Raw genomic sequence first — 22,288 nt, forward strand, 5'->3', positions numbered from 1 at the left:
ATGTGTGGGAAATTACGTTATTAACTATAAAGGTTGAAGTATTTGACATATGAAACCGAGGAAGATATACTTTCCTCGGTTATTTATATTGTAATAATATTCATGCCGGAATCATATTGAATAGATGTATTTTATTGTTAATTTAGTTAAAAATTAATCAGACTTATGTATAATAATTTATTGAAAAAATAATTGAATTTTTCAGATTAATGAATTAATATAAGGTAAGTAATTTTAAGATTTATAGAATATTGGAAGATGAAAGGTTTTGAGAATTTTATTAGGAGCGCAAAACGATTTTAGGATAGCTTTAAAGCTAGTGTAAAATGACGTTTGCTTCATCATTTTCAGGGCCGAAAGGAATTAGGGGAAAGCATCTTGTGTTAAAATGCGGCTATGAATCATCTAAGAGGGGGAAGTGAAGTGGCAAACAAAGAATTGAAAAGAGGTTTAGAAGCACGTCATATTCAAATGATTGCTTTAGGCGGAACGATTGGTGTTGGTTTGTTTATGGGGTCAGCCAGCACAATTAAATGGACAGGTCCGTCAGTAATGCTTGCTTATGCCATTGCAGGTATTTTTATCTTCTTCATCATGCGTGCCATGGGAGAAATGTTGTATATGGAGCCAAGTACAGGCTCATTTGCGACGTTCGGTCATAAGTATATTCACCCGTTAGCTGGTTATATGACAGCGTGGAGTAACTGGTTCCAGTGGGTTATCGTTGGGATGTCAGAAATTATCGCGGTTGGAGCATATATGCAATATTGGTTCCCGGATTTACCAGCTTGGATACCAGGTATAATCGCAATGGTTATTCTTGGTGCAGCTAACTTAATTTCAGTTAAGTCATTTGGTGAATTTGAATTTTGGTTTGCGATGATTAAAATCGTTACGATTCTATTAATGATTATTGCGGGATTTGGCCTTATTTTCTTTGGAATTGGTAACGGCGGAGAAGCGATTGGCATATCTAATCTTTGGTCAAATGGCGGTTTCTTTACAGGTGGTTTTTCAGGATTCTTCTTTGCATTATCACTTGTAGTTGGAGCGTATCAAGGTGTGGAATTAATCGGTATTACTGCTGGTGAAGCGAAGGATCCAAAGAAGACACTTACAAGAGCGATTCAAAGTACAATTTGGCGTATTTTAATTTTCTACATCGGTGCTATTTTCGTTATTGTAACTGTGTATCCGTGGGATCAATTAAGTACAATTGGTAGCCCGTTCGTAGCGACTTTTGCGAAAGTTGGTATTACGGCAGCAGCTGGACTTATTAACTTTGTTGTTATTACAGCAGCAATGTCTGGTTGTAATAGTGGTATTTATAGTGCTGGTCGTATGCTTTATACGTTAGGTGTAAATGGACAAGCACCGAAATATTTTACGAAACTTTCTGGAAATGGTGTACCTTTATTTGGTACAGTTGGCGTAATTATCGGTCTGGCGGTTGGTGTTGTTTTAAGTTACATCGCACCGAAAAACTTATTCGTATATGTATATAGTGCGAGTGTACTTCCTGGTATGGTACCATGGTTTGTCATTCTAATTAGTCAAATTAATTTTAGAAAAGAAAAGGGAGCAGAGATGAAAGATCATCCATTCAAAATGCCATTTGCTCCTGTAACAAACTATTTAACGATTGCCTTTTTAATTATGGTATTAATCGGAATGTGGTTTAACGATGATACTCGTATTTCATTAGTTGTAGGTATTATTTTCTTAGCTATCGTTACAATTAGTTTCTATGCTTTCGGAATAGGAAAGCGAGCTCCGTTAGACGTTCAAAATAATAAAGAGATTTCAAGTAAATAAAGAAAAGGCTGTTCATCTGGAACAGCCTTTTCTTATTGTTGCTATTTGTCGATAAATCGATATAGCTTGACGAATCGTTGATATAATTTGATTTATGATAGATATATTTGAAAAATCGTTGATATATTGTACGTTATGATAGATATATTCGAAAAATCGTTAATATAGTTTCACATACTATCTGTCACTATCATGATTAAAATCTCTCTAATACGATTTTCCCAATGGTGTGCCCGCTTTCAAGTAGTGCATGTGCTTTCTTTTAGTTTTCAGCGTTAATCGGTGTTAATGTTTCATTTTTATGTAAGCTGTACTGATAGTCTAGAAGGAGTTTATTTCTAAAAAGAAGAATTTTTTATTGTATTACTTTATCCCAAACTAAATGTAAAGGTGGATACATAATGACAGTAAAGAAGCTTTATTTCATCCCAGCAGGTCGTTGTATGTTAGATCATTCTTCTGTTAATGGTACACTCGCGCCGGGGAATTTATTGAACTTACCTGTATGGTGTTATCTTTTGGAGACAGAAGAGGGGCCTATTTTAGTAGATACAGGTATGCCAGAAAGTGCAGTTAATAATGAAGGGCTTTTTAACGGTACATTTGTTGAAGGACAGATTTTACCGAAAATGACTGAAGAAGATAGAATCGTGAATATATTAAAGCGTGTAGGGTATGAGCCGGACGACCTTTTATATATTATTAGTTCTCACTTACATTTTGATCATGCAGGAGGAAACGGTGCTTTTACAAATACACCGATTATTGTGCAGCGAACGGAATATGAGGCAGCACTTCATAGAGAAGAATATATGAAAGAATGTATATTACCGCATTTGAACTACAAAATTATTGAAGGGGATTATGAAGTGGTACCAGGTGTTCAATTATTGTATACGCCAGGTCATTCTCCAGGCCATCAGTCGCTATTCATTGAGACGGAGCAATCCGGTTCAGTTTTATTAACAATTGATGCATCGTACACGAAAGAGAATTTTGAAGATGAAGTGCCGTTCGCAGGATTTGATCCAGAATTAGCTTTATCTTCAATTAAACGTTTAAAAGGAGTTGTGGCGAAAGAGAAACCAATTGTTTTCTTTGGTCATGATATAGAGCAGGAAAAGGGTTGTAGAGTGTTCCCTGAGTATATATAGTGCAAAAAGTCATGAGTTCGCGTGCTCATGACTTTTTCGTTTAAATAATTTTTTTAAATAAATTATAAACTTTTTTTGAACTATCTTCGTTTAACTGATAGTACGTAAGGTTTACATCATCAGGAGTATCTTGCTGAGCAATCATCACTTCGCTGCTGTGATGATCAACTACCCATATGAAATATTTTTTATAAGTTCCATCCTCGAAAGTAATCCACATATCACAATCTATTAAGTCTGATCCTTCTTCATCTAATGTTAATTTACCTTTTTTTGCGGTATTCATACTGTTAATAAACGTTTTTAATTCATCTGTTTTTGTGAGAAAGATATCCTGTTTTGTTTTAATTGATTCGACATGTATATCTTTTAATTCCTGTTTACCTAAAAAAACAGAGGGCTCATTTGGATCTCGCGAGCTTGAAATAATAGTAGCTTTCTTTTTCGGCTTATTTGCAGTATAGAGATCTTGAATAGATTTTCCCGAGTTTATAAACCATGCAATTCCAGAAATAATTAATACGCTACCTAGCAATAAAATAATTTTTTTAATAGGATTTTCTCCTCTCTATTACTTCGTGTGAAGAGCTTTTCTATTAATATATGATAGGTAAGCGTAAAGTATTATAGTTGAACTTGGTTATGCTTCACAGTTTTTATCGGGCGATCTATGAGTAAATTGTAAGTGAGCCCAATTAATACGAAAATGCCACCGATAACTTTACCAATTGAGAGTTCATTTGTCAGGAAGAAATCAATAATAGTCCCCGCAAATAATTGTCCGATAAAGATGAGTAATGTTAAATAAAAGGCTGATATTTTAGGAGTAATATAGTTGGATAATGAAATAACGATAACTCCTACTAATCCGCCTAAGTATACGGCGATAGGAATAGATTGCAACTTATGAATAGGGATATACAATGAATCTGAACTGAAAATTAAAAATAACATAGAGAAAAATAATCCAGTAATATAATTGAAAAACGTGCCTTCCCAGTTTCCAATTTCCTTTGCTAAATTCGCGTTAATAATTCTAGCAACAACGATAGAAACACCAGCTAAAATAGCGATCGTAATATATAACATTTTCTTGCCCCCATTAATAAATTGTCATGATTATAATTCCAGAAGAGATGAAACATAATCCAATTAGTTTTTTCTTTTCAAACTTTGCAACTTTCATTCCTAATAAGCCGAAATGATCAATAACGATGGAAGCAATAGATTGACCGAGTAAACTTAATGCGATCGTAATAGAAGCACCAAGGACGGAGAAACTTATATTGTTAAAAAGAACAGTGAATACTCCAATCGCTCCAGCGCTATATAAAAAAAGTGGAATACTTTTATCGAAACGAATTTTATTTTTGTTTATGATTAAAATGAAGATAACTGCAATTAAACCGACAAGGTGAATGACCACGCTTGCTGTGTACTTGCCAATTAACTCAGATAAAATTCCATTCAATGGAAGCATAACGGCGATGAGCACACCAATAAAGACAGAAAGAAAGTTATACAATGTAATATCCCCTTTGTATTTCATATTTGTAATGACTGTATCATGCTGAAATTGTGTATTGTTATGACATATGTCATAGTGGAAGAAGAAAATTTTGATTACAATGGGGATGAGTTGTAAAGGTGGGGAACTATGAAGAAAGTATGTAATTCTATTAAATTAGCAGAGTATATGAAGAAAAATAATATTGATTCATTTTTTAGTCATGATATGAAGCCATATATGAAACTTATATTTTTTAAAAAGAATGAGTTTATTTGTAGAGAAAATGAAGAGATAGATTATTTATTTTTCTTCGTTGAAGGAAAAGCGAAAGCGTTTAATACATTAAGTAACGGGAAATCTGTATTATTATGCTTTTATGATAGCTTGCAGCTGTTAGGAGATGTGGAGTTAATTCATTCTCAAAAGACAACTTCAAACGTACAAGTGATGGCAGATTCATATTGTGTTGGTTTGCCTTTAGGGAAAGTGAGAAATCAACTATTTAATGATGCGAAATTTTTACGATGTATTTGCGGATCGTTAGCGCATAAGTTAAATCGGCTTTCAAAAAATAGTACAATTAATTTACTATATCCTCTTGAAAATAGACTTGCGAGTTACATGTTAGCAGCAGGAGAACGGGCAGTACAGCACGGAAATAGAATTGTATTTAGTGGGAATTTAACGGAAACAGCGGAATTGTTAGGAACGAGCTATCGGCATTTGTTGCGCACATTAAATGTTTTTTGTGATAAAGAGATAATAAAGAAGAATGATGGTTGTTTTGAAGTAGTAAACGTGGAAGTTTTGAGAGAATTGGCAGCAGATGTTTATAAATAGGAGGAGAGTATAAATGATAACACCTATATTTAGAATTTTTGATATTGAAAAAGCAAAACTATTTTACTTAGGTTTTTTAGGATTTAAACTGGATTGGGAACATCGGTATGAGGAAAATATGCCATTATATTTGCAAATTTCGTTACAGGATGCTGTGATACATTTATCAGAACATCATGGTGATGCCTCACCAGGTGGTGCGATTCGGATCAAAATAGATGATGTAAAGGATTATCATTCTGTAGTATTAAGTAAAGAATATGCTTATTCGAAGCCGAATATAGAAAAAACACCTTGGGGTACAATTGAATTAACCGTAATTGATCCGTTTTCAAATAGAATTACACTATACGAGGAAAAATTGTAGAAATGGAATGAAGAGTAGTTCATAGAGCAGTGAACTGCTCTTTTTTATTTTGAGTAGATATTGAATCATATAAAAAGAAAATGTTATGATTATGGAAACGTATGAATATATGAACAAGTATTCATGCGTTTAAGAAGAGGAGGGATTAGAATGAAAGATCTAATTATTATTGGGGCGGGTCAAGCTGGATTAACAATGGGATATTACTTGAAGCAAGAAGGGCATAATTTTTTATTACTTGAGGCAGGAAAACGAGTTGGTGATTCATGGAGAAATCGATATGATTCTTTGCAGCTTTTTACCCCAAGGTCTTACAGTAGCTTGCCGGGTATGGCGTTAATAGGTGAAAAAAATGAATTTCCATATAAAGATGAAATTGCAACTTATTTAGAAGAATATGCAAGACATTTTCAATTACCGGTACAATTACAAACGGAAGTTCTAAAAATAAAGAAAGAAAAAGAAATATTTGAATTACATACTCCTACAGAAATTTTACAAACGAAAAAAGTTATTATCGCATCAGGTGCTTTTCAGCAACCGTTTATTCCCTCAGTTTCAGCAAATCTATCATCACATATTTTTCAAATACATTCATCACAATATAAATCACCATCACAAATTCCTAAGGGAAAAGTACTAGTAGTAGGTGGTGGGAATTCAGGAATGCAAATTGCAGTAGAACTGGCAAAGACTCATGAAGTTACGGTGTCTATTAGTCATCCTTTAACGTTTTTACCGTTACAACTTTTTGGAAAAAGTATTTTTAATCTGCTAGAAAAAGTGGGTTTATTGTACGCTGAAATAAATACAAAGAGGGGAAGATGGTTTCAGAAGAGAAAGGACCCTATTTTCGGTTTTGAAGGTAAGAAACTTATTCGTAATGGAGCAATCAAACTGCAAGAAAAAGTAGTAAGTGCATCAAGAAATAACATTATGTTTCAGAATGGTGATACTTATAGTGCAGAAAGCATTATATGGTCAACTGGTTTTGTTCAAAATTATAATTGGATTGAAATTGAACAGGCAGTGAATGAGAAAGGATTTCCTAATCATATAAAGGGAATCAGTCCAGTAAAAGGATTGTATTATATCGGTTTACCATGGCAATCTCAAAGGGGTTCCGCACTTATTTGTGGTGTAGGAAAGGATGCAGAGTATGTACTTTCTGAAATCAAAAAAATAGATCAGTAGCAATAACTACTGATCATCCATATGTACATGAATTAGGAGAGGTCAAACATTTATTAACTTTATTATAATAGATTTTCATAGGATTAAAAACTGAAAATTCAAATTTAATGTTGAGAAAGTTTTTTGTATCGAAATATATGAAAAAATAGGGATTTTTATTAAAACAGAAAAAGATATTTCTATTTTAGTAAATTATGATATAGTCTAAATAAGTGTGTTTTTCCATAAATGTAATTATTTTCATTGTAATTTTGTTTATATGAGGGAAGGAGAAGTAATTATGAAGTTTGATGATCAACGCTTACTAGGAGTCCGATTAGGTTCTGTACTTGTGACAGAGGAAAATCAATATTTAGTAATTAAGAAAAAAGATCATTATGCACTGTTAAATATACATAATTTAGAATGCACTCATGTTGAAGTGCAGTTAGAACATTTGGAAGAAATGTTGCGGGAAGATTTCCAAGAAAGTATAACGGAGATTATCGCACCAGAACATATAAAAATTGTTGCGAAAAATGTTATATAGATAAAGAAGCTGGAAGGAACAGCTTCTTTATTTTCATTATAAGGATAACGTTTTTACAACCTCACCAATGATCCCTTCCATTTGATGAACACCTAAATCGGAATTAGTCATAATAACAGCACCATTCCCGCAGTATGGATAACAAACCATCATACATTGAAATCCAACGCCCCATCCGAGTGAATAAATCTGTAATTCTTCATTAGAATCATCTAGAAAAAAACCTAATCCAGTCCATTTTGAGCAACCTTGAGGAGAAATCATGTCTATTACTAATTTTTGAGAAAGTTTTAGTTTGCCCTTTCCTTGTAAGGAATGAATGATTTCAATAACTAAAGCTGATAAGTCAGTTGGTGTTGTCCAAATACCTGAAGCAGCTGCGAATGGATAAAATGGATACTTCTCATTTGTTACAGTTCTATCTTTATTATGTCCGCAAGCAAAAACATCGGTTTTATCTATGTCTTTTGGAGAAAAAAGTGTACTATTTTTCATTTGTAATGGCTGGAAGATGTGTTCTTCTAATAACTGACTAAATGATCTTCCTGTAATATCTTCTAGTAGTAGTTCGATTATACAAAAGTTTGCGTCTGAGTAGTGAAATTCACTTTCTGGTTTATAAGTTACCTCTATAGGTACGGGGCAATATAGTGTTTTACCGGAAAGGAGCTCAGACATATTAGGTAAGCCTTTTGCAGGTGTATAATGTTCAAAACTATTAGGTGGATCAATGAGTCCAGATTGATGGCTTAATAAGTTTCTCAAAGTGATGCTTTTTTGTGAAGTAAATAGATTAGTAGGAATGTTCCAAGATGTGAGTTTATCATTTACGTCTTCGTCTAAATGCAAGATTTCTTGATCTGATAACATTAGTACGAGCATTGTAGTGATGAATTTGCTGATAGAACAAGAATTAAAGAGAGAATTTGTAGTAACAGCTCTAGTTGTTCCAGCTTCAAGTGTTCCAAAGGCAGTCGCTTCATCTAGTTTGCCATTACATATAACAGCGAGGCTTAAACCTGCAACGGAATATTGGTTCATTTTCTCGTATATATTGCTACTTTTTAAGTTCATGGTGACTCCTTTCTTTAAAGACAGAATAGTATTTTTCTTTTTTAGTTAGTTTGAAGTGAACTTTTGAAAAAATTTGTCTCGGTACATGTACATAACCCATGAGATTGTTATTAAAGAAATGATGATTTGTTTGTTTTTAATTGGTGCATTGAAAACAAGCCAACCAACTATATCAAATAACAAATGTAGCACGATTGAAAGAACTACAAATTGAAGTAACGTATTTAAAAATCTTTTCATAAAGTGTCCCCCTAAAATAATAGGTTTTATTAACAGTTTGATATAGTGATATTATACATTAAATGTGTATTGTGGTAAAATTTACATAAGTTAGTGGAATAAAGTAAATGAAAGTTAGTAAGGGGGGAACATTCATGGAATTCTGGATGGTTATACTGATAGTAGCTGTTGGTTTCATTTATATCGCTGAAAAATTAACTACAATTGAAAAGAAAAATGATGCGCGTTTAAAGAGAATTGAAGATAGATTACAATTAATTACGAAAGAAATGGGAATTATAGAAAGAGAACCTGAAATTAATAAAGAACTACGCCAGCTTGTAGAAGAAGGCAAAAAAATTACAGCAGTTAAGAGAGTAAGAGAAGCTTTTAGTTTTTCCTTACTAGAAGCGAAGCAATATGTTGATAAATTATAAAAAAGATCATCCATTTGGGTGATCTTTTTTACTGCACCATGCGTGTATTTACATAAGCCGCGATTATAAAGTGTCCAATTATATGGAACAAACATTTGAGATAAATTGTCTAATATAGGTAATAACTATTTAGCTTGAAAGAAAGGGTTGATAACATGAAAAAGAATACGTTGTTAAAAGTAGGATTATGTGTAGGTTTACTAGGAACAATTCAATTTGTTAGCACAATTTCTTCTGTACAAGCATCACAAAAGGTAGAGAAAACAGTAATAAAAAATGAGACGGGAACCATTTCAATATCTCAGTTAAACAAGAATGTATGGGTTCATACGGAGTTAGGTTATTTTAATGGAGAAGCAGTTCCTTCGAACGGTCTAGTTCTTAATACTACTAAAGGACTAGTGCTTGTTGATTCTTCTTGGGATAACAAATTAACGAAGGAACTAATGGAAATGGTAGAAAAGAAATTTCAGAAGCGCATAACGGATGTCATTATTACACATGCGCACGCTGATCGAATTGGCGGAATAAAAACGTTGAAAGAAAGAGGAATTAAAGCGCATAGTACAGCATTAACCGCAGAACTAGCAAAGAACAGTGGATATGAAGAGCCGCTTGGAGATTTACAAATAATTACGAGTTTGAAGTTTGGCAATACAAAAATAGAAACGTTCTATCCAGGGAAAGGACATACAGAAGATAATATTGTTGTTTGGTTGCCACAATATCAAACTTTAGCTGGAGGCTGTTTAGTAAAATCTGCGGAAGCTAAAGATTTAGGAAATGTTGCGGATGCGTATGTAAATGAATGGTCTACATCGATTGAGAATGTGCTGAAGCGATATGGAAATATAAATTCGGTAGTACCTGGTCATGGAGAAGTAGGAGACAAGGGATTACTTTTACATACATTGGATTTATTAAAATAAGAAATTGTAGAAATACAAAAGAAAGGAGAAATAATTTTCTCCTTTCTTTCTTCTAACTATATTTAAATGCTGAATCTGTCGATTACGTCAGCATATATTACTGAGATTTTAATTCCAAGTATACAAATACTAGTACTGTCATAATTGCAATAACAACGTAAGTAGCATCAAGCATTATAAGTGTTTTTAAAGTTTCAGTCATCGTAATTCACCCCTGTTATAAAAATATAACATGATCTTTTTATTGATTAGATTAGAGATCATAAAGATAAAATGTATATGAAATTTCTTAAGTAGCTTCTATATAAATATATCATATAAATAATGTAAGTAATGTTAAGATAGTGTAAATGTATTGTAAATAAAGAGGTTTACAATGAAGGCTTTAATAAAAAAATGATAGTTCCTTAAAATAAAAAATACGCTATTTTCATATGAGATGAATTGCAATTATTTGTATAAGGGATTCAAAAAAATTTTTTTGTTGTATATATTTCTCCAAATTAATTATTTAGCTATTTAAAAGTATCGAAAGATGTGTGCACACTAATGTATATTTTTTGGATGTCAATAAAAGTATTATGTCAACAATATGAACTGTCACAAATCTTTATATATTATTGTGATTGATATCACATCACTTTTTTTCAATGGGTATTATGCTTAAGGTGTAATGAATGATTGGGAGAGGGTGGGATGATATGTTTTGTTATCAATGTGAACAAACGCCAACAGGCGGATGTAAAGTAATGGGTGTTTGTGGCAAGAATGAAACGATTGCGAGTCTACAAGATACGATTGTGTTTGGGCTAAAAGGAATTGCAGCTTATCGCACACATGCTGCTCAGCTAGGGTATACGGATGGATTTGTAGATGCTACAACACAAGAAGCTTTATATATGACATTAACAAATTCTAATTTTAACGAACAAGAGCATATTGATATGGCTATGAAAGTGGGGAAATCAGCTTTACAGGTGATGGAATTATTAGATGAGGCACATACGAATCATTTTGGTGTGCCAGAACCTGTACAAATTACACAAAATCGTGTAGAAGGTAAAGCAATTGTAGTTACGGGCCATAATTTATTTGCATTAGAAGAACTATTAAAGCAAACAGAAGGAAAAGACATTAATATTTATACGCATTCTGAAATGCTACCAGCACACGGATACCCGCAACTGAAAAAATATAAACATTTAAAAGGAAACATCGGTAAGGCATGGTATGATCAAAGACGCCTTTTTGAAAAATTTACTGGTGCCATATTAGCTACAACGAACTGTGTTATGCCAATTAAAGGATCATACTCTGATCGATTCTTTTCATATGACATTGCAGGTTTAGAGGGTGTACAAAAAATTGAAAATGATGATTTTACACCATTGATTCAAAAAGCACTAGAACTTTCAGAAGTACATATGGAGTCGGATGAACAGTTAGTAACAGGGTTTCATCATAATACAGTATTATCATTAGCTCCGGAAATTATTAATGCAGTAAAAGAGGGGAAGATAAAGCGTTTCTTTGTTATTGCCGGTTGTGATGCACCGGGAAAAGGTGGAGAATATTATCGTGAATTAGCAACGTCACTTCCGCCAGAAACAGTTATTTTAACAACTTCTTGCGGGAAATTCCGCTTTAATGATGTGGATTACGGTGTTGTACCTGGTACCGAGATTCCGCGCTACATCGACTTAGGACAATGTAATAATTCCATTTCTACAGTGAAAATAGCAGCTGCATTAGCTGATGCTTTCCAATGTGAAGTGAATGAATTGCCAGTAAGTATTGTGCTATCATGGTTTGAACAAAAAGCGGTTGCCATTTTACTCGGGCTATTTAGTCTTGGAATTCAAGATATTCGCATCGGTCCAAAGGCTCCTGAATTTATTTCACCTGGCGTGCTTGATGTATTACAAGAAACATTTGGTTTAAAACTAATTACAAATGCAGCAGAAGACATGGCTATGATGTTATCGTAACGGAAAAGATGTTTTCACTTAATTGTGGCTTTATAAATCATTTGTATGTGTGTGAGTAAACACACATACAAATGATTATTAATAAAGAAAATCGCTATATCTATAAAATTTATAGAGCTTTTAAAGTATAACACCACATGCCCATCACCTTAAGATTTTAAGTATCCCCAAAACGAAATTTCTACATGAATATCTATAATTTTACCTCTTTTTCATTTGATTTGAAAATAAGCTTTCTATTTTTAAAAACCAACGATACCACCTCAAATTATAGGAATAAAATCCATTCATTTATTAGGAAAATGGATTGAAAATAATAAGGTAGACTAAAAAGTAAAATATTATTTATGATAATCATTCTTTTATAAAATTTAAATTGGAAATAGCCCTACTCATTTTGATTGCGCATTTTCAAAATGGAGGGGCTTTTTTTACTGTAAAATCAATAACTGCATCTTATTTTTGTTGAAAAAATTCTCATTCTTATTTTGAAAGTGATATGGGTACATTTACATGCACATCAATCTTTTATTATGAAGTGGACCTTGAATATATTGTTTTTTATTGACAGACATAAAAATGATTTATTTGCTGTATTGATAATTTATAGACGTTATAATAAAATGTTTATGTATATGTAAACTTAATTTATTTTCGTTTGGTTTTATTGTAAGGTTAGGCAGTGTTGATAACAATAAAATAATGAATATATCACCTGTAAAAAGAATGAAACCAATACGGAGAAGATGATTTCGTTAAAAATTCGAAAAATAAGCGTTATTAGCTCTTGAAGAAAAATGACTAGAAAAATTACAAGCATATGGAAAATAGGGTTATACAAAAAGTCCTAAAGGGGGACGGAATTATGGAGAAAAGAAAGTATTCAGTAACACCACAAGATCGAATGAATTATGTATTAGGTCTTTATTCTGCAGATCAACAAATTAATGCAGTTCTTTATTTTCCTGTAGGTATATCCAAGGAAATACTTGAAGAATCAGTAAGGATAACGTTGCAATTGCAACCAGTTTTGAACAGCCGGTTTGTAGAAAATGATATTCCTTACTGGGAGGAACATTCATCTGACACTAACTCATCTATTTGCTTTTTTGCAGAAGGAAATAATCAAGAACTTGAAATAATGGCAATAGATTTTATTAAGGAACCTGGTGATCGTATTCAGGGGCCTATGGTTCAAACGAAATTATTACGGGGCACTACAATAGATATGTTAGTTGTGAAATTGTCTCATCTATGTTCAGATGGTGCAGGAGTCAAGGAATATATAAAATTGCTTGGAACAATATATACTCACCTTTCATTGGGACGGTCTAAGAAGCAAATTATAAAGGAATTTGATGAGGGAAATGAGAGTTGTCGAGATCAATCACATGTATTCAAATACGCTGGAATATCGGACATAAAAAGTGCGTATCGTCCTAACCAAGAACAACAGGCATCGTTATGGTCTTTTCCATCTCAACCTAACAAAAATAAATTTCCCCAAATGTCCGTACGGCGATTGAGCCATAAGCAAACTCTACGTTTAACCCAATGGACAAAAGCACAACAGGTTACCTTGAATGATGTAATCATGACTGCTTACTTCCGAGTTTTATCACATTTCACTGTGTATGCAGAACCTCGTACTGCAGAAAAAATGATTGGTTTGACAATTGATTTACGTCGATATCTGCCTAATAATACAACTGGTGCTATTTGCAACTTATCCGGTATGGAAATGCCAGTGATTAAAATGGAAGACGATGAAACATTTAAGCAGACTCTTGTTCGAGTTAAACAATCAATGGATAAAATAAAGTCTCAAAATCCAGGTCTTTCTTCAGCAGCAGGAATGGAGTTACTGGCAGAAATGAAGCTATCTACAGTGAAGGAAATGTATAATCAGCAATATGAACAGGCTGTACAGATGGGGATGGCGTTGCCATTACTGACAAATTTGGGAGTGATTGCTGAGGAACCTATTCAGTTTGGTCAAATTCAAGCTGAGGACGGGTATATGGCATCACCTATTATGTATGCACCATTCTTTTCAATGGGAGCAAGCTCTTATAATGGAAGGCTTACATTTACGATCGGTTATCATGCGCCGGATACATCAAAAGAAAAGGTAGAAAAATTTTTAGATAGTGTTGCTAATCAACTATCAGAAATAAAATAAAAGAGAATATAGAGAACAGATTTCTAACAGAATTGTATTTTGGGGGCTCGTATCATGTACGGATAATCTCTGGAAATTTTCTCTGACCGCACTTGCCTTTATGCTTTATATGCAATGGGAATGGTAGTGAGAAACAATTTGTATCGTGAAAAAACAAGATATATCGGTATAAAAACAATAAAACAGAGCTGATTTAAATTACACTTTGAATCAGTTCTGTTTTGCTAGTGTGATGGTCCTTACAATAAAAAAAGTAGGCTGTATCCGGTTAGGGTAAAGCGGATTTTTATTTTTTTTGAAAATAAAGTTGACATCCACAACTACTTAGTCATACAATGTAGATGTAATAAGTGATACTGAATAGTTCGGATTCACAAAAACTGTTCAGTAAAAAATTCGCCTTAGTACTCTGTGATACTGAATATAAGTCAGACAGAATAGGGGGTAAAGGAGGAGCAGGACATGGAAAATTTAACTGAAATGCTGAAAGGTTCACTGGAAGGCTGTGTACTGGAAATCATTAGTCGCCGTGAAACGTATGGCTATGAGATTACCCGCCACCTGAATGATCTTGGGTTTACCGAAGTTGTGGAAGGTACGGTGTATACCATCCTCGTACGATTAGAGAAGAAAAAGCTTGTGAATATTGAAAAGAAACCATCAGATATGGGACCGCCTCGTAAGTTTTATTCATTAAATGAAGAAGGCCGCCAGGAGCTTGAATTGTTTTGGGAAAAATGGGATTTTGTATCGTCAAAAATTAACGTCTTGAAGTCAAAATAGGTTCATAAGATAAAATGTTTCGGCCGATATTTTGAGAATTTCTTGTTCGGTTTTATAAAAAAGGAGGAAAATAAGATGTTAGAAATGTTTAAAAAGTTAATTGGTGATAAAAAAGAGTACAAAATGATGATGGCACGAGTTGAGGCTCTGCCAGAGGACTACCAATTTGTATTTAAGAAAATTCAAAACTACATGTGGAATTTTTCAGCGGGTAACGGGATGGATATGTTACACATACAGTATGAATTAATCGATTTGTTCGAAGCGGGTGCAGCGGAAGGAAGACAAGTGCTTGACATTACTGGGGATGACGTGGCTTCTTTTGCTGACGAACTAGTGGCAAATGCTAAAACTTACGTCTCCAAGTATCGTGAAGATTTGAATGAAAGTATTATGAAGAAATTGAGAAAAAAATAAATGGAATAAGTAGTACCGACTGATTAGCTGGTTACACATATGAATTGCCATCATAGCTATTCAGTTATATTTTTAACTCGGTACTAAGTAATACAGAATATCAGTGATACTAAATAGATAGAGGTAAATAAATAGTCTTCGCAAAACATTTTTATAGGGAGGAAAAAAGTATGAGTCATGCAGTGATTTCTGTAAAAGGCTTGAAAAAATCCTTTAAAGACAAGGAAGTTTTAAAAGGGGTAGATTTTGAGGTGCAGCGTGGAGAAATTTTCGCGCTGCTAGGCTCAAATGGAGCGGGAAAGACGACAACGGTCAACATCCTTTCGACACTAATGAAGCAAGATAGCGGTGAAGTAAGTATTTGTGGATTTGATGTACAGAGTCAACCAGATCATGTTCGTCAAAGTATCAGTTTGACAGGGCAGTTTGCAGCTTTAGACGGTATGCTGACAGGGAGGGAAAACTTGATAATGATCGCCAAATTACGTGGTGTTTCTAATCCCGCTCAAGTTGCTGACAATCTACTTGCAAGATTTAGCCTGACTGATGCGGCAAACCAAAGGACAGATCAGTATTCAGGCGGGATGAAGCGCCGGCTTGATATCGCGATGAGTTTGATTGGGGCGCCAGCAGTTATTTTTCTTGACGAACCAACGACTGGACTTGATCCTGAAGCGCGAATCGAAGTGTGGGATACAGTCAAGGAACTTGCTGGTAGCGGTACAACTATTTTGCTTACGACTCAGTACTTGGAGGAAGCAGAACAACTGGCAGACCGTATCGCTATTTTGCATGGCGGAAAAATTATTACGACAGGTACTCTTGCTGAACTAAAAGAGATGTTCCCGCCAGCAAAAGTGGAGTATATCGAGAAGCAACCGACATTGGAAGAAATATTCCTTTCGATCATTGGCAAAAAGGAGGAGATGTAAATGAAAAGTAAAACAGGTGTATTACTAGGTCGTTTAATGCGTAACATTATGCGCAGTCCGGATACAATTATTACAGTAGCGATTACACCGATTATGATGATGCTATTATTTGTCTACGTGTTTGGCGGCGCAATAAAAACTGGAACGGAAAACTACGTTAATTATTTATTGCCGGGAATTTTGCTAATGGCTATCGCATCCGGTGTAGCTTACACTTCCGTGCGACTCTTTACGGATGTAAAGAGTGGGCTGATGGCACGTTTCATTACGATGCCTATTAAGCGCTCATCGATATTGTGGGCTCACGTTCTAACCTCTCTGGTTGCTAATGTACTTACTATCGTGGTGGTTATTCTTGTTGCACTCTTAATGGGTTTCCGTTCCAGTGCTAATATTCTAGATTGGCTCGCGGTAGCTGGGATACTTGGGATGTTTACGCTGGCGCTAACATGGCTAGCTATCATTCCAGGATTGAAAGCGAGGTCTATGGAAGGGGCGACTGCTTACTCGTACCCGCTAGTTTTTCTTCCATTTATTAGTTCGGCCTTTGTGCCTACCGAAACGATGCCAAAAATTGTTCGTGCGTTTGCAGAGAATCAGCCTGTAACTTCAATCGTGAATGCGATTCGTGCTCTTTTATATGAAGGAACTGTTGGAAACGATATTTGGATTGCGCTCGCTTGGTGCGTAGGTATAATGGTCATCTCTTACTTTTTCGCCAGTAAAGCATTTAAACGTCAGTTAGGGTAAGAAACGTGATAAACGAAACCTTCAGGAATAATATATATTTAGAAAAGCACGGGAGATTTTCCGTGCTTTTATTATTTATCATGCTCTCATTGTAGTAAATGAAATGGTATTTAAAAATAGGATAATTATCCAGTGATAAAGCTTAATATTTGAGGCTCGCTGCTTATGGAATGTATAAGCACACTCGTTTTTGTAAATCTGCTAATACTTCATCGGGTATTTCTTTGATTTTAATATCCTTCCCTAGAAAAAGCAGCCAATTTATTATTTCCGTCACTTCATCGGGATTGTTAACATTGATAAAAGTTTTTAAAATAGCTGTAGATTGGTAAGGATTAGTATAAGATATTGAAATTTTTAAAGGATGGTATTTTTTGAACTGGGCAATTGCTTTTGGTCCAAGTTCAAGTACCAAGTTGATTATTTCGTCCTTCTTACTTAGTTTTTCTAAAATCTTTTTCTTATTTAGCCTTTTGTTCGTCGTGTATGGTTCGATATTAATGAGATCATCGACAGGAAACATCATCTTCTTTTCTTTTTTTAAGTCAAACCCTTCAATGATCCAATGGCTTTTTTCTTGATAAAGGTGCAATAGATAAATTGGATAAGTTTTGATTTCTTCATCTTCTTTCATAGTAATTAATAAATGGTTATCCAAAAGAAGGATTTGAATGAGTTTTTCTAACATAGGATGGGGGAGATCAGAAAGCTCAAGTAGATCGGGATTATGAGGGTTAGTCCCTTGGAAAAGCAAGAGTTGATTTAAAAGAACGAGATCATCTTGCTGGGTTTCTGAGATGAGTCCTAGTAGTTTTTCGGCTAAAGATTGACGACTCTTTAGGTAGGGAAGTTGTTGATTCCTCGTAGCCATAAAGGCAATAAAAAGAGCTTTCACTTCATTATCAGTAAAGCGAACAACGGGCAGGATAGAGTTGTGCATAACAAAATATCCCCCGGTCCTCCCAACTTCAGTGACAAGTGGCATTCCCATAGCTTCAATTTCTCTAATGTCTCTAATAGCTGTCGACCGTGATATGTTAAATTCTTGTATAATTTCAGAAATTGTAAAGTGAGAGCGGTTGTTGATATACCGCATAATTGTATTAATCCGTTCAACTTTTTTCATTTTAGTCTCCTAAACAGTATCATTTTTTGACATGGTTTAAAGGTATTATAAACGTATCAGATGAAAAGATAAATCGTTTGATTAATAAAAAAAGAGGCAGGTTTTGAATATGAAAAATTATACTATAGAAGAAAAAGATAGCTTTATTGTGTTAGGTATTGGAACTGAAATTAAGAGTGAATACACAGACTTTGCTGGAATAAATAAAGAAAAGGAAGACTTTTGGTCGGCTGTTAAAGAAGATGGAAGGCTGGACACTTTAAAAGCTTTAGCTACAAATGAATACATTTTTTCCGTGAGCGAAGCGGTGAATAACAAAATGATGTATTATGCGGGTGTCATGACAGAAGCACAAATAGAAGAAGAATCTAGAGTGATTCAGTTTCCGAGGGGAGAATACTTAGTAGTGAAAGGGGAAGACAAAACGGCTGAAGAGCTAAGTAATAAGCTTACTGGCATCGGCTTCGGTCAAGCTTTACCAGAAGCAAAGGATTTTGCCTATGTTGGTGGACCGAATACAACGGTTGAAATGGGGCAGAGAAATGGCTTAGTATTTGGTGAAATGTGGATTCCTGTTGTTAGGAAGTAAAGTGATAAAAGGTGCGAATATGGAAAGTAGAGGCTAACAATCTTGGATTGTTGGCCTTTTTAACATGAATATAATATTCATGTGCTGCTACACAGTATGTTCTGATAAAATGGAATAAAAGGGAATTGCTGTAAGGTGGTGGCAGATTGAATGAAAAAAGATTATTTGAGCTATTCATAGTAACGTTTGTTTTTCTATTCCTTCATGTAAGTACATTTACTAATGAAAAATTTAACGATAAATTGGGATCTTTTACTTACATTGTTTTATTTCTTATGCTTACTATCAACGCTATATTTATAGAAAGGTATTTTGGTGATATACAAAAGTGGATTCGAAATATTACATGTTGCTTTGCTTTATTCGTAGTGGTTTTAGTAGCTCTATGGATAGGTTATTTTTAGTCCTTACCTAAGAGAATGAGAAATATGTGATTACACTACATTCGATAATATTACTTAGTTGCATCGGTTTATATTAATTTTTTCTCTCCCCAATCAGGATAAAATGTACAATAGGAAATTTTATGTAACATAAAGAAGGAAGGTTTATGGTGAGCCTATTTTAATTTATCTTATTTCTCATTCCATTACGTAGGTGCGTATGGCAGGATTTATTTTTTTTATTGAGCATCATGCTTGGATTTGTAATTCGTATAAATGAAGCAACTTTAGTATTCACTCAAAAATCCATTGTCTATGAAACAACTAGATTTGTAAACGGCTTTAATAGAAAGATGTCTATTGTATTTTTTGCGGCAAGATTAAATAGCTTTTTTGTTACTTTACAATAAAGTATACTTAATATCAGTAATTCATGTAATTAGGGGTGGTTTCTATATTTAGAGAAAATACAAAAAGGATACTTCTGTCATTAGTAACAAATCCAATACTAATAATTGTATACGGAATTTTTTGTTATGAGTTGGCCTTATACTGTAAGTACGGAAGAATGAATTATAATATTTACATTTTGTTATTATGTATAGTACTTTTTATATCCATAACTACATTTACTACAATGCGGGTGATAAAAAATAGAGAATATGAATCTAAAAAATTAACAAATTCAATAGCATGGAGATCCATTTCTATTATCATTATTGTTGCAATTACATCATTTTATGGGATGCAGATTTATAAAAGTGCAATAAATTACAATGGTAAATTGGCATGGTTTATAGAAAAGTTAAAACATGAAAGGTCAGTTAAACTTAAACATAATAATATATATAAGTCTGGAGTAGAAGGTATTTTTGAAGATATAAATAAAAAATATCCTTTGCCAAAGAAATTGTATATGGCAACTGATTTTGATCTTACATTTCATTCAGATGGAACAATCACAGCGTTTGATACATTTGTTTATGGGAAAAATGATGATGGGAAAGAAGAAACTTATTTAATCTCTTATAATAAGAAGAAGTCAGAAGATATTACTATAATACGAGACGGATACGCAAAGCCTGATTATAATGATGATAAATTAGTAGAACCTTTAATTGAAACGGTTAAGGCGATTCCAGTTAAGCAAACGGTTAGAAAATGGAATGAAAGTAAGTATGGGTTGATTTATTATGGAAAAAGAAATTGGGGATCCAATACAGAGGGAATTATTAATATTACTGAGGATGGTAAGGGACAGAGTCTTAAAAAAGCAGCTTCTGATATCATTGGATATACTGTATCTATATTTGTCCCTGGAAAAGAGCAAGAGCTAGTCCCTGCTAGATATAATTTAATAAGTGACGCAAGTTGGAGTAAATCAAAGACGCCTCCAAAAGAAGATATGCTTAAAGAGAAGAAACAACAAGATTTAAAGAATGAAAAAGAACAGTTTTTCCTATCGAAAGAAGTTGGTTATAAACTAAATATGACAGATAAAGCATTAGGGAGCGCCTTTTATTCATTAAGCAAGACTAGTGATGAAGGGAAAACATGGGAGGTTATCAATCCAGACCCATTTAATGGGGGGATTGGTAGTGTATCAGGAATCACTTTTATAAATGATAAACTTGGGTTTTTAGGAGCAATTAGGCCTTCTGGTAATGAAGGAGAGTTATATCGCACAGATGATGGGGGAGTATCTTTTAAAAAGGTAGAATATCCGCCGCATGAAGTGAAATTAGATCATACACAGTCCACAATAAGTCCTTTTGATTCACCTAGTATGCCATATGAGAAAGATGGGGTTTTTAATATGTTAGTTGGACAAGGGGCAGATGGAGACTACAATGGCGATAGTAGTGCACTTTATCAATCAAAAGATAACGGAGAGACATGGGAATTTGTAGAAGAAGTGAAAAAGAAATAATCAGAATTTTTTGAAAAATAAGGTAACTACTTAGCTATACATTTTATTTAGAAGTTTGGTAAGGGGTATAATTCCAGCCATGAAGATAAAAATGGACCTATACCTCGCTGCCTTTCTTTGTTTTATTTCTTATGCTTACTACCAACGCTATATTTATAGAAAGGTATTTTGGTGATATACAAAAATGGATTCGAAATACCACATGTTGTTTTGCTTTATTTGTAGTGGTTTTAGTAGCTCTATGGATAGGGTACTCTTAGATCCTTACTTAAGAGAATGAGAAGTATGTGATTACAATACATTCGATCCGATAATATTACTTAGCTGCATCGTTTTATATTAATCTTTTCTCTCCTCAATCATGATAAAATGTACAATAGGAAATTTTATGTAAAATAAAGGGGGAAGGTTTATGGTCAGCTTGAGTACATTGGTAGCTTTTGCAATTGTTTCGCTTAGCATGGTTTGTTCACCTGGGTCTAATATGATTTACCTCATTTCCCGTTCCATTACGCAAGGACGTATGGCGGGATTTATTTCTTTATTGGGCATCATGCTCGGATTTGTAATCTATATAATCGCAACTATGTTTGGACTTACAGTTCTATTCGTTGCTGTTCCCGCTGTATATGAAGCAGTAAAGTGGGCAGGTGCTGCTTACTTGCTCTGGCTCGCCTGGAATTCGATTAAACCGGGTGCTACATCTATTATGGAACCTCGTATGATTTCTAATGAGCCACCAAGGAAATTATTTCTGAGGGGACTCATGACGAATCTTCTGAATCCAAAGATTGCTATTTTGTATGTATCACTTCTACCTCAATTTGAAGATCCAGAGAAGGGATCGTTGCTTTTTCAAGGTGCAGTTTTGGGGCTTACGCAAATCACTGTTAGCTTTATGGTTAACCTTGTAATTGTATGTACAGCAAGTAAAATTGCAAAATGGTTTGGCATACGCCCGACGTGGCTACGAGTACAGCGTTGGCTTATGGCAAGTGTTTTAACGGGGCTTGCTGTACGTCTTGCTTTTGAACGTCGACAGTAAGAGCCTCTTTACCGTCAGTTTCTATAATATAACCTAATAAATATTAATATAATTTATGTATAGTAGATATTTACCTTATAAAATAAGGGGGTAAT

24 protein-coding genes and 1 pseudogene are annotated in these 22,288 nt (G+C 34.0%); 19 read left to right on the forward strand and 6 right to left on the reverse strand.

Annotation, left to right across the window (positions count from 1 at the left end; genetic code table 11):
* Nucleotides 1-423 precede the first annotated feature (423 nt).
* Together ACTFRM_RS08400 and aiiA are read left to right on the forward strand one after the other, a co-directional pair.
* Complete coding sequence (locus ACTFRM_RS08400) at nucleotides 424-1,815, forward strand: amino acid permease (RefSeq protein ID WP_001284404.1); 1,392 nt, start codon at nucleotides 424-426, stop codon at nucleotides 1,813-1,815.
* Between the two features lie 401 nt (nucleotides 1,816-2,216).
* Nucleotides 2,217-2,969: a quorum-quenching N-acyl homoserine lactonase AiiA gene (aiiA, locus tag ACTFRM_RS08405; RefSeq protein WP_000216574.1), complete on the forward strand. Its 753-nt coding sequence runs from the start codon at nucleotides 2,217-2,219 to the stop codon at nucleotides 2,967-2,969.
* 40 nt (nucleotides 2,970-3,009) lie between these two features.
* On the opposite strand, the gene ACTFRM_RS08410 is transcribed toward aiiA, so the two are convergent.
* The 3 genes from ACTFRM_RS08410 to ACTFRM_RS08420 form a co-directional block, all read right to left on the reverse strand.
* Entirely contained in the window at nucleotides 3,010-3,504 is a 495-nt protein-coding gene (locus ACTFRM_RS08410; protein ID WP_440043201.1) for a hypothetical protein, read from the reverse strand.
* An 89-nt stretch (nucleotides 3,505-3,593) separates the two neighbouring features.
* On the reverse strand, nucleotides 3,594-4,058 hold the full coding sequence (locus tag ACTFRM_RS08415; RefSeq protein WP_000965811.1) for a DMT family transporter: 465 nt from the start codon (nucleotides 4,056-4,058) through the stop codon (nucleotides 3,594-3,596).
* Nucleotides 4,059-4,071: 13 nt separating this feature from the next.
* Nucleotides 4,072-4,518 (reverse strand): DMT family transporter, encoded by a 447-nt coding sequence (locus tag ACTFRM_RS08420; protein ID WP_002039063.1) that lies wholly within the window; start codon nucleotides 4,516-4,518, stop codon nucleotides 4,072-4,074.
* Nucleotides 4,519-4,626: 108 nt separating this feature from the next.
* Here ACTFRM_RS08420 and yeiL point away from each other — a divergent pair, with 108 nt between their 5' ends.
* The 4 genes from yeiL (at nucleotide 4,627) to ACTFRM_RS08440 (ending at nucleotide 7,409) form a co-directional block, all read left to right on the forward strand.
* A complete protein-coding gene (gene yeiL, locus ACTFRM_RS08425; RefSeq protein WP_000754835.1) occupies nucleotides 4,627-5,319 on the forward strand; it encodes a transcriptional regulator YeiL in 693 nt (230 codons plus the stop codon).
* Between the two features lie 13 nt (nucleotides 5,320-5,332).
* Nucleotides 5,333-5,686, forward strand: coding sequence for a glyoxalase superfamily protein (locus ACTFRM_RS08430; protein WP_000632406.1), 354 nt, complete (start codon nucleotides 5,333-5,335; stop codon nucleotides 5,684-5,686).
* Nucleotides 5,687-5,836: 150 nt separating this feature from the next.
* Complete coding sequence (locus ACTFRM_RS08435; RefSeq protein ID WP_000653862.1) at nucleotides 5,837-6,880, forward strand: flavin-containing monooxygenase; 1,044 nt, start codon at nucleotides 5,837-5,839, stop codon at nucleotides 6,878-6,880.
* 280 nt (nucleotides 6,881-7,160) lie between these two features.
* Entirely contained in the window at nucleotides 7,161-7,409 is a 249-nt protein-coding gene (locus ACTFRM_RS08440; RefSeq protein WP_000666948.1) for a hypothetical protein, read from the forward strand.
* A gap of 36 nt (nucleotides 7,410-7,445) precedes the next feature.
* On the opposite strand, the gene ACTFRM_RS08445 is transcribed toward ACTFRM_RS08440, so the two are convergent.
* Both ACTFRM_RS08445 and ACTFRM_RS08450 read right to left on the reverse strand, forming a co-directional pair.
* Nucleotides 7,446-8,483: a serine hydrolase domain-containing protein gene (locus ACTFRM_RS08445; protein WP_001050186.1), complete on the reverse strand. Its 1,038-nt coding sequence runs from the start codon at nucleotides 8,481-8,483 to the stop codon at nucleotides 7,446-7,448.
* 45 nt (nucleotides 8,484-8,528) lie between these two features.
* Nucleotides 8,529-8,723, reverse strand: coding sequence for a hypothetical protein (locus ACTFRM_RS08450; protein ID WP_000819660.1), 195 nt, complete (start codon nucleotides 8,721-8,723; stop codon nucleotides 8,529-8,531).
* A 134-nt stretch (nucleotides 8,724-8,857) separates the two neighbouring features.
* On the opposite strand from ACTFRM_RS08450, the gene ACTFRM_RS08455 reads away from it, so the two are divergent.
* The 8 genes from ACTFRM_RS08455 to ACTFRM_RS08490 all read left to right on the forward strand — a co-directional run bounded on the left by ACTFRM_RS08455 (nucleotide 8,858) and on the right by ACTFRM_RS08490 (nucleotide 17,120).
* Nucleotides 8,858-9,139 (forward strand): hypothetical protein, encoded by a 282-nt coding sequence (locus ACTFRM_RS08455; RefSeq protein WP_000397725.1) that lies wholly within the window; start codon nucleotides 8,858-8,860, stop codon nucleotides 9,137-9,139.
* 155 nt (nucleotides 9,140-9,294) lie between these two features.
* Complete coding sequence (gene bla2 / locus ACTFRM_RS08460; RefSeq protein WP_440043203.1) at nucleotides 9,295-10,068, forward strand: BcII family subclass B1 metallo-beta-lactamase; 774 nt, start codon at nucleotides 9,295-9,297, stop codon at nucleotides 10,066-10,068.
* A gap of 701 nt (nucleotides 10,069-10,769) precedes the next feature.
* On the forward strand, nucleotides 10,770-12,056 hold the full coding sequence (hcp, locus tag ACTFRM_RS08465) for a hydroxylamine reductase (protein WP_002164474.1): 1,287 nt from the start codon (nucleotides 10,770-10,772) through the stop codon (nucleotides 12,054-12,056).
* Between the two features lie 865 nt (nucleotides 12,057-12,921).
* Nucleotides 12,922-14,238: a condensation domain-containing protein gene (locus tag ACTFRM_RS08470; protein ID WP_000415478.1), complete on the forward strand. Its 1,317-nt coding sequence runs from the start codon at nucleotides 12,922-12,924 to the stop codon at nucleotides 14,236-14,238.
* Between the two features lie 462 nt (nucleotides 14,239-14,700).
* On the forward strand, nucleotides 14,701-15,021 hold the full coding sequence (locus ACTFRM_RS08475) for a PadR family transcriptional regulator (RefSeq protein ID WP_000429487.1): 321 nt from the start codon (nucleotides 14,701-14,703) through the stop codon (nucleotides 15,019-15,021).
* Nucleotides 15,022-15,096: 75 nt separating this feature from the next.
* Nucleotides 15,097-15,438, forward strand: coding sequence for a DUF1048 domain-containing protein (locus ACTFRM_RS08480; RefSeq protein ID WP_000891986.1), 342 nt, complete (start codon nucleotides 15,097-15,099; stop codon nucleotides 15,436-15,438).
* A gap of 170 nt (nucleotides 15,439-15,608) precedes the next feature.
* Nucleotides 15,609-16,370, forward strand: a complete 762-nt coding sequence (locus tag ACTFRM_RS08485; RefSeq protein ID WP_016124979.1) for an ABC transporter ATP-binding protein — start codon at nucleotides 15,609-15,611, stop codon at nucleotides 16,368-16,370.
* Nucleotides 16,371-17,120 (forward strand): ABC transporter permease, encoded by a 750-nt coding sequence (locus ACTFRM_RS08490; RefSeq protein WP_000837816.1) that lies wholly within the window; start codon nucleotides 16,371-16,373, stop codon nucleotides 17,118-17,120.
* A 163-nt stretch (nucleotides 17,121-17,283) separates the two neighbouring features.
* On the opposite strand, the gene ACTFRM_RS08495 is transcribed toward ACTFRM_RS08490, so the two are convergent.
* Entirely contained in the window at nucleotides 17,284-18,246 is a 963-nt protein-coding gene (locus ACTFRM_RS08495) for a helix-turn-helix transcriptional regulator (protein WP_098771312.1), read from the reverse strand.
* Nucleotides 18,247-18,355: 109 nt separating this feature from the next.
* On the opposite strand from ACTFRM_RS08495, the gene ACTFRM_RS08500 reads away from it, so the two are divergent.
* The 5 genes and pseudogenes from ACTFRM_RS08500 to ACTFRM_RS08520 all read left to right on the forward strand — a co-directional run bounded on the left by ACTFRM_RS08500 (nucleotide 18,356) and on the right by ACTFRM_RS08520 (nucleotide 22,193).
* Nucleotides 18,356-18,835 (forward strand): GyrI-like domain-containing protein, encoded by a 480-nt coding sequence (locus ACTFRM_RS08500; protein ID WP_000801041.1) that lies wholly within the window; start codon nucleotides 18,356-18,358, stop codon nucleotides 18,833-18,835.
* Between the two features lie 146 nt (nucleotides 18,836-18,981).
* Nucleotides 18,982-19,239, forward strand: coding sequence for a DUF3963 domain-containing protein (locus tag ACTFRM_RS08505; protein ID WP_440043205.1), 258 nt, complete (start codon nucleotides 18,982-18,984; stop codon nucleotides 19,237-19,239).
* Nucleotides 19,240-19,663: 424 nt separating this feature from the next.
* Nucleotides 19,664-21,148: a WD40/YVTN/BNR-like repeat-containing protein gene (locus tag ACTFRM_RS08510; RefSeq protein ID WP_074048016.1), complete on the forward strand. Its 1,485-nt coding sequence runs from the start codon at nucleotides 19,664-19,666 to the stop codon at nucleotides 21,146-21,148.
* 104 nt (nucleotides 21,149-21,252) lie between these two features.
* Nucleotides 21,253-21,408, forward strand: a pseudogene (locus ACTFRM_RS08515) (DUF3963 domain-containing protein); the annotation flags it as partial.
* Nucleotides 21,409-21,560: 152 nt separating this feature from the next.
* A complete protein-coding gene (locus ACTFRM_RS08520; protein WP_440043206.1) occupies nucleotides 21,561-22,193 on the forward strand; it encodes a LysE family translocator in 633 nt (210 codons plus the stop codon).
* The last annotated feature ends 95 nt before the right edge of the window (nucleotides 22,194-22,288 follow it).

The sequence above is a fragment of the Bacillus cereus group sp. MYBK227-1 genome (assembly GCF_051916325.1).
In the GTDB taxonomy this organism is placed as follows: Bacteria; Bacillota; Bacilli; order Bacillales; family Bacillaceae_G; genus Bacillus_A; species Bacillus_A cereus.

Coding starts and splice junctions, on each gene's coding strand:
- aiiA (WP_000216574.1), top strand. CDS start 2,217: ATGACAGTAAAGAAGCTTTATTTCATCCCAGCAGGTCGTTGTATGTTA.
- ACTFRM_RS08415 (WP_000965811.1), bottom strand. CDS start 4,058: ATGTTATATATTACGATCGCTATTTTAGCTGGTGTTTCTATCGTTGTT.
- ACTFRM_RS08420 (WP_002039063.1), bottom strand. CDS start 4,518: ATGAAATACAAAGGGGATATTACATTGTATAACTTTCTTTCTGTCTTT.
- yeiL (WP_000754835.1), top strand. CDS start 4,627: ATGAAGAAAGTATGTAATTCTATTAAATTAGCAGAGTATATGAAGAAA.
- ACTFRM_RS08430 (WP_000632406.1), top strand. CDS start 5,333: ATGATAACACCTATATTTAGAATTTTTGATATTGAAAAAGCAAAACTA.
- ACTFRM_RS08435 (WP_000653862.1), top strand. CDS start 5,837: ATGAAAGATCTAATTATTATTGGGGCGGGTCAAGCTGGATTAACAATG.
- ACTFRM_RS08440 (WP_000666948.1), top strand. CDS start 7,161: ATGAAGTTTGATGATCAACGCTTACTAGGAGTCCGATTAGGTTCTGTA.
- ACTFRM_RS08445 (WP_001050186.1), bottom strand. CDS start 8,483: ATGAACTTAAAAAGTAGCAATATATACGAGAAAATGAACCAATATTCC.
- ACTFRM_RS08450 (WP_000819660.1), bottom strand. CDS start 8,723: ATGAAAAGATTTTTAAATACGTTACTTCAATTTGTAGTTCTTTCAATC.
- ACTFRM_RS08455 (WP_000397725.1), top strand. CDS start 8,858: ATGGAATTCTGGATGGTTATACTGATAGTAGCTGTTGGTTTCATTTAT.
- bla2 (WP_440043203.1), top strand. CDS start 9,295: ATGAAAAAGAATACGTTGTTAAAAGTAGGATTATGTGTAGGTTTACTA.
- hcp (WP_002164474.1), top strand. CDS start 10,770: ATGTTTTGTTATCAATGTGAACAAACGCCAACAGGCGGATGTAAAGTA.
- ACTFRM_RS08470 (WP_000415478.1), top strand. CDS start 12,922: ATGGAGAAAAGAAAGTATTCAGTAACACCACAAGATCGAATGAATTAT.
- ACTFRM_RS08475 (WP_000429487.1), top strand. CDS start 14,701: ATGGAAAATTTAACTGAAATGCTGAAAGGTTCACTGGAAGGCTGTGTA.
- ACTFRM_RS08480 (WP_000891986.1), top strand. CDS start 15,097: ATGTTAGAAATGTTTAAAAAGTTAATTGGTGATAAAAAAGAGTACAAA.
- ACTFRM_RS08485 (WP_016124979.1), top strand. CDS start 15,609: ATGAGTCATGCAGTGATTTCTGTAAAAGGCTTGAAAAAATCCTTTAAA.
- ACTFRM_RS08490 (WP_000837816.1), top strand. CDS start 16,371: ATGAAAAGTAAAACAGGTGTATTACTAGGTCGTTTAATGCGTAACATT.
- ACTFRM_RS08495 (WP_098771312.1), bottom strand. CDS start 18,246: ATGAAAAAAGTTGAACGGATTAATACAATTATGCGGTATATCAACAAC.
- ACTFRM_RS08500 (WP_000801041.1), top strand. CDS start 18,356: ATGAAAAATTATACTATAGAAGAAAAAGATAGCTTTATTGTGTTAGGT.
- ACTFRM_RS08520 (WP_440043206.1), top strand. CDS start 21,561: ATGGTCAGCTTGAGTACATTGGTAGCTTTTGCAATTGTTTCGCTTAGC.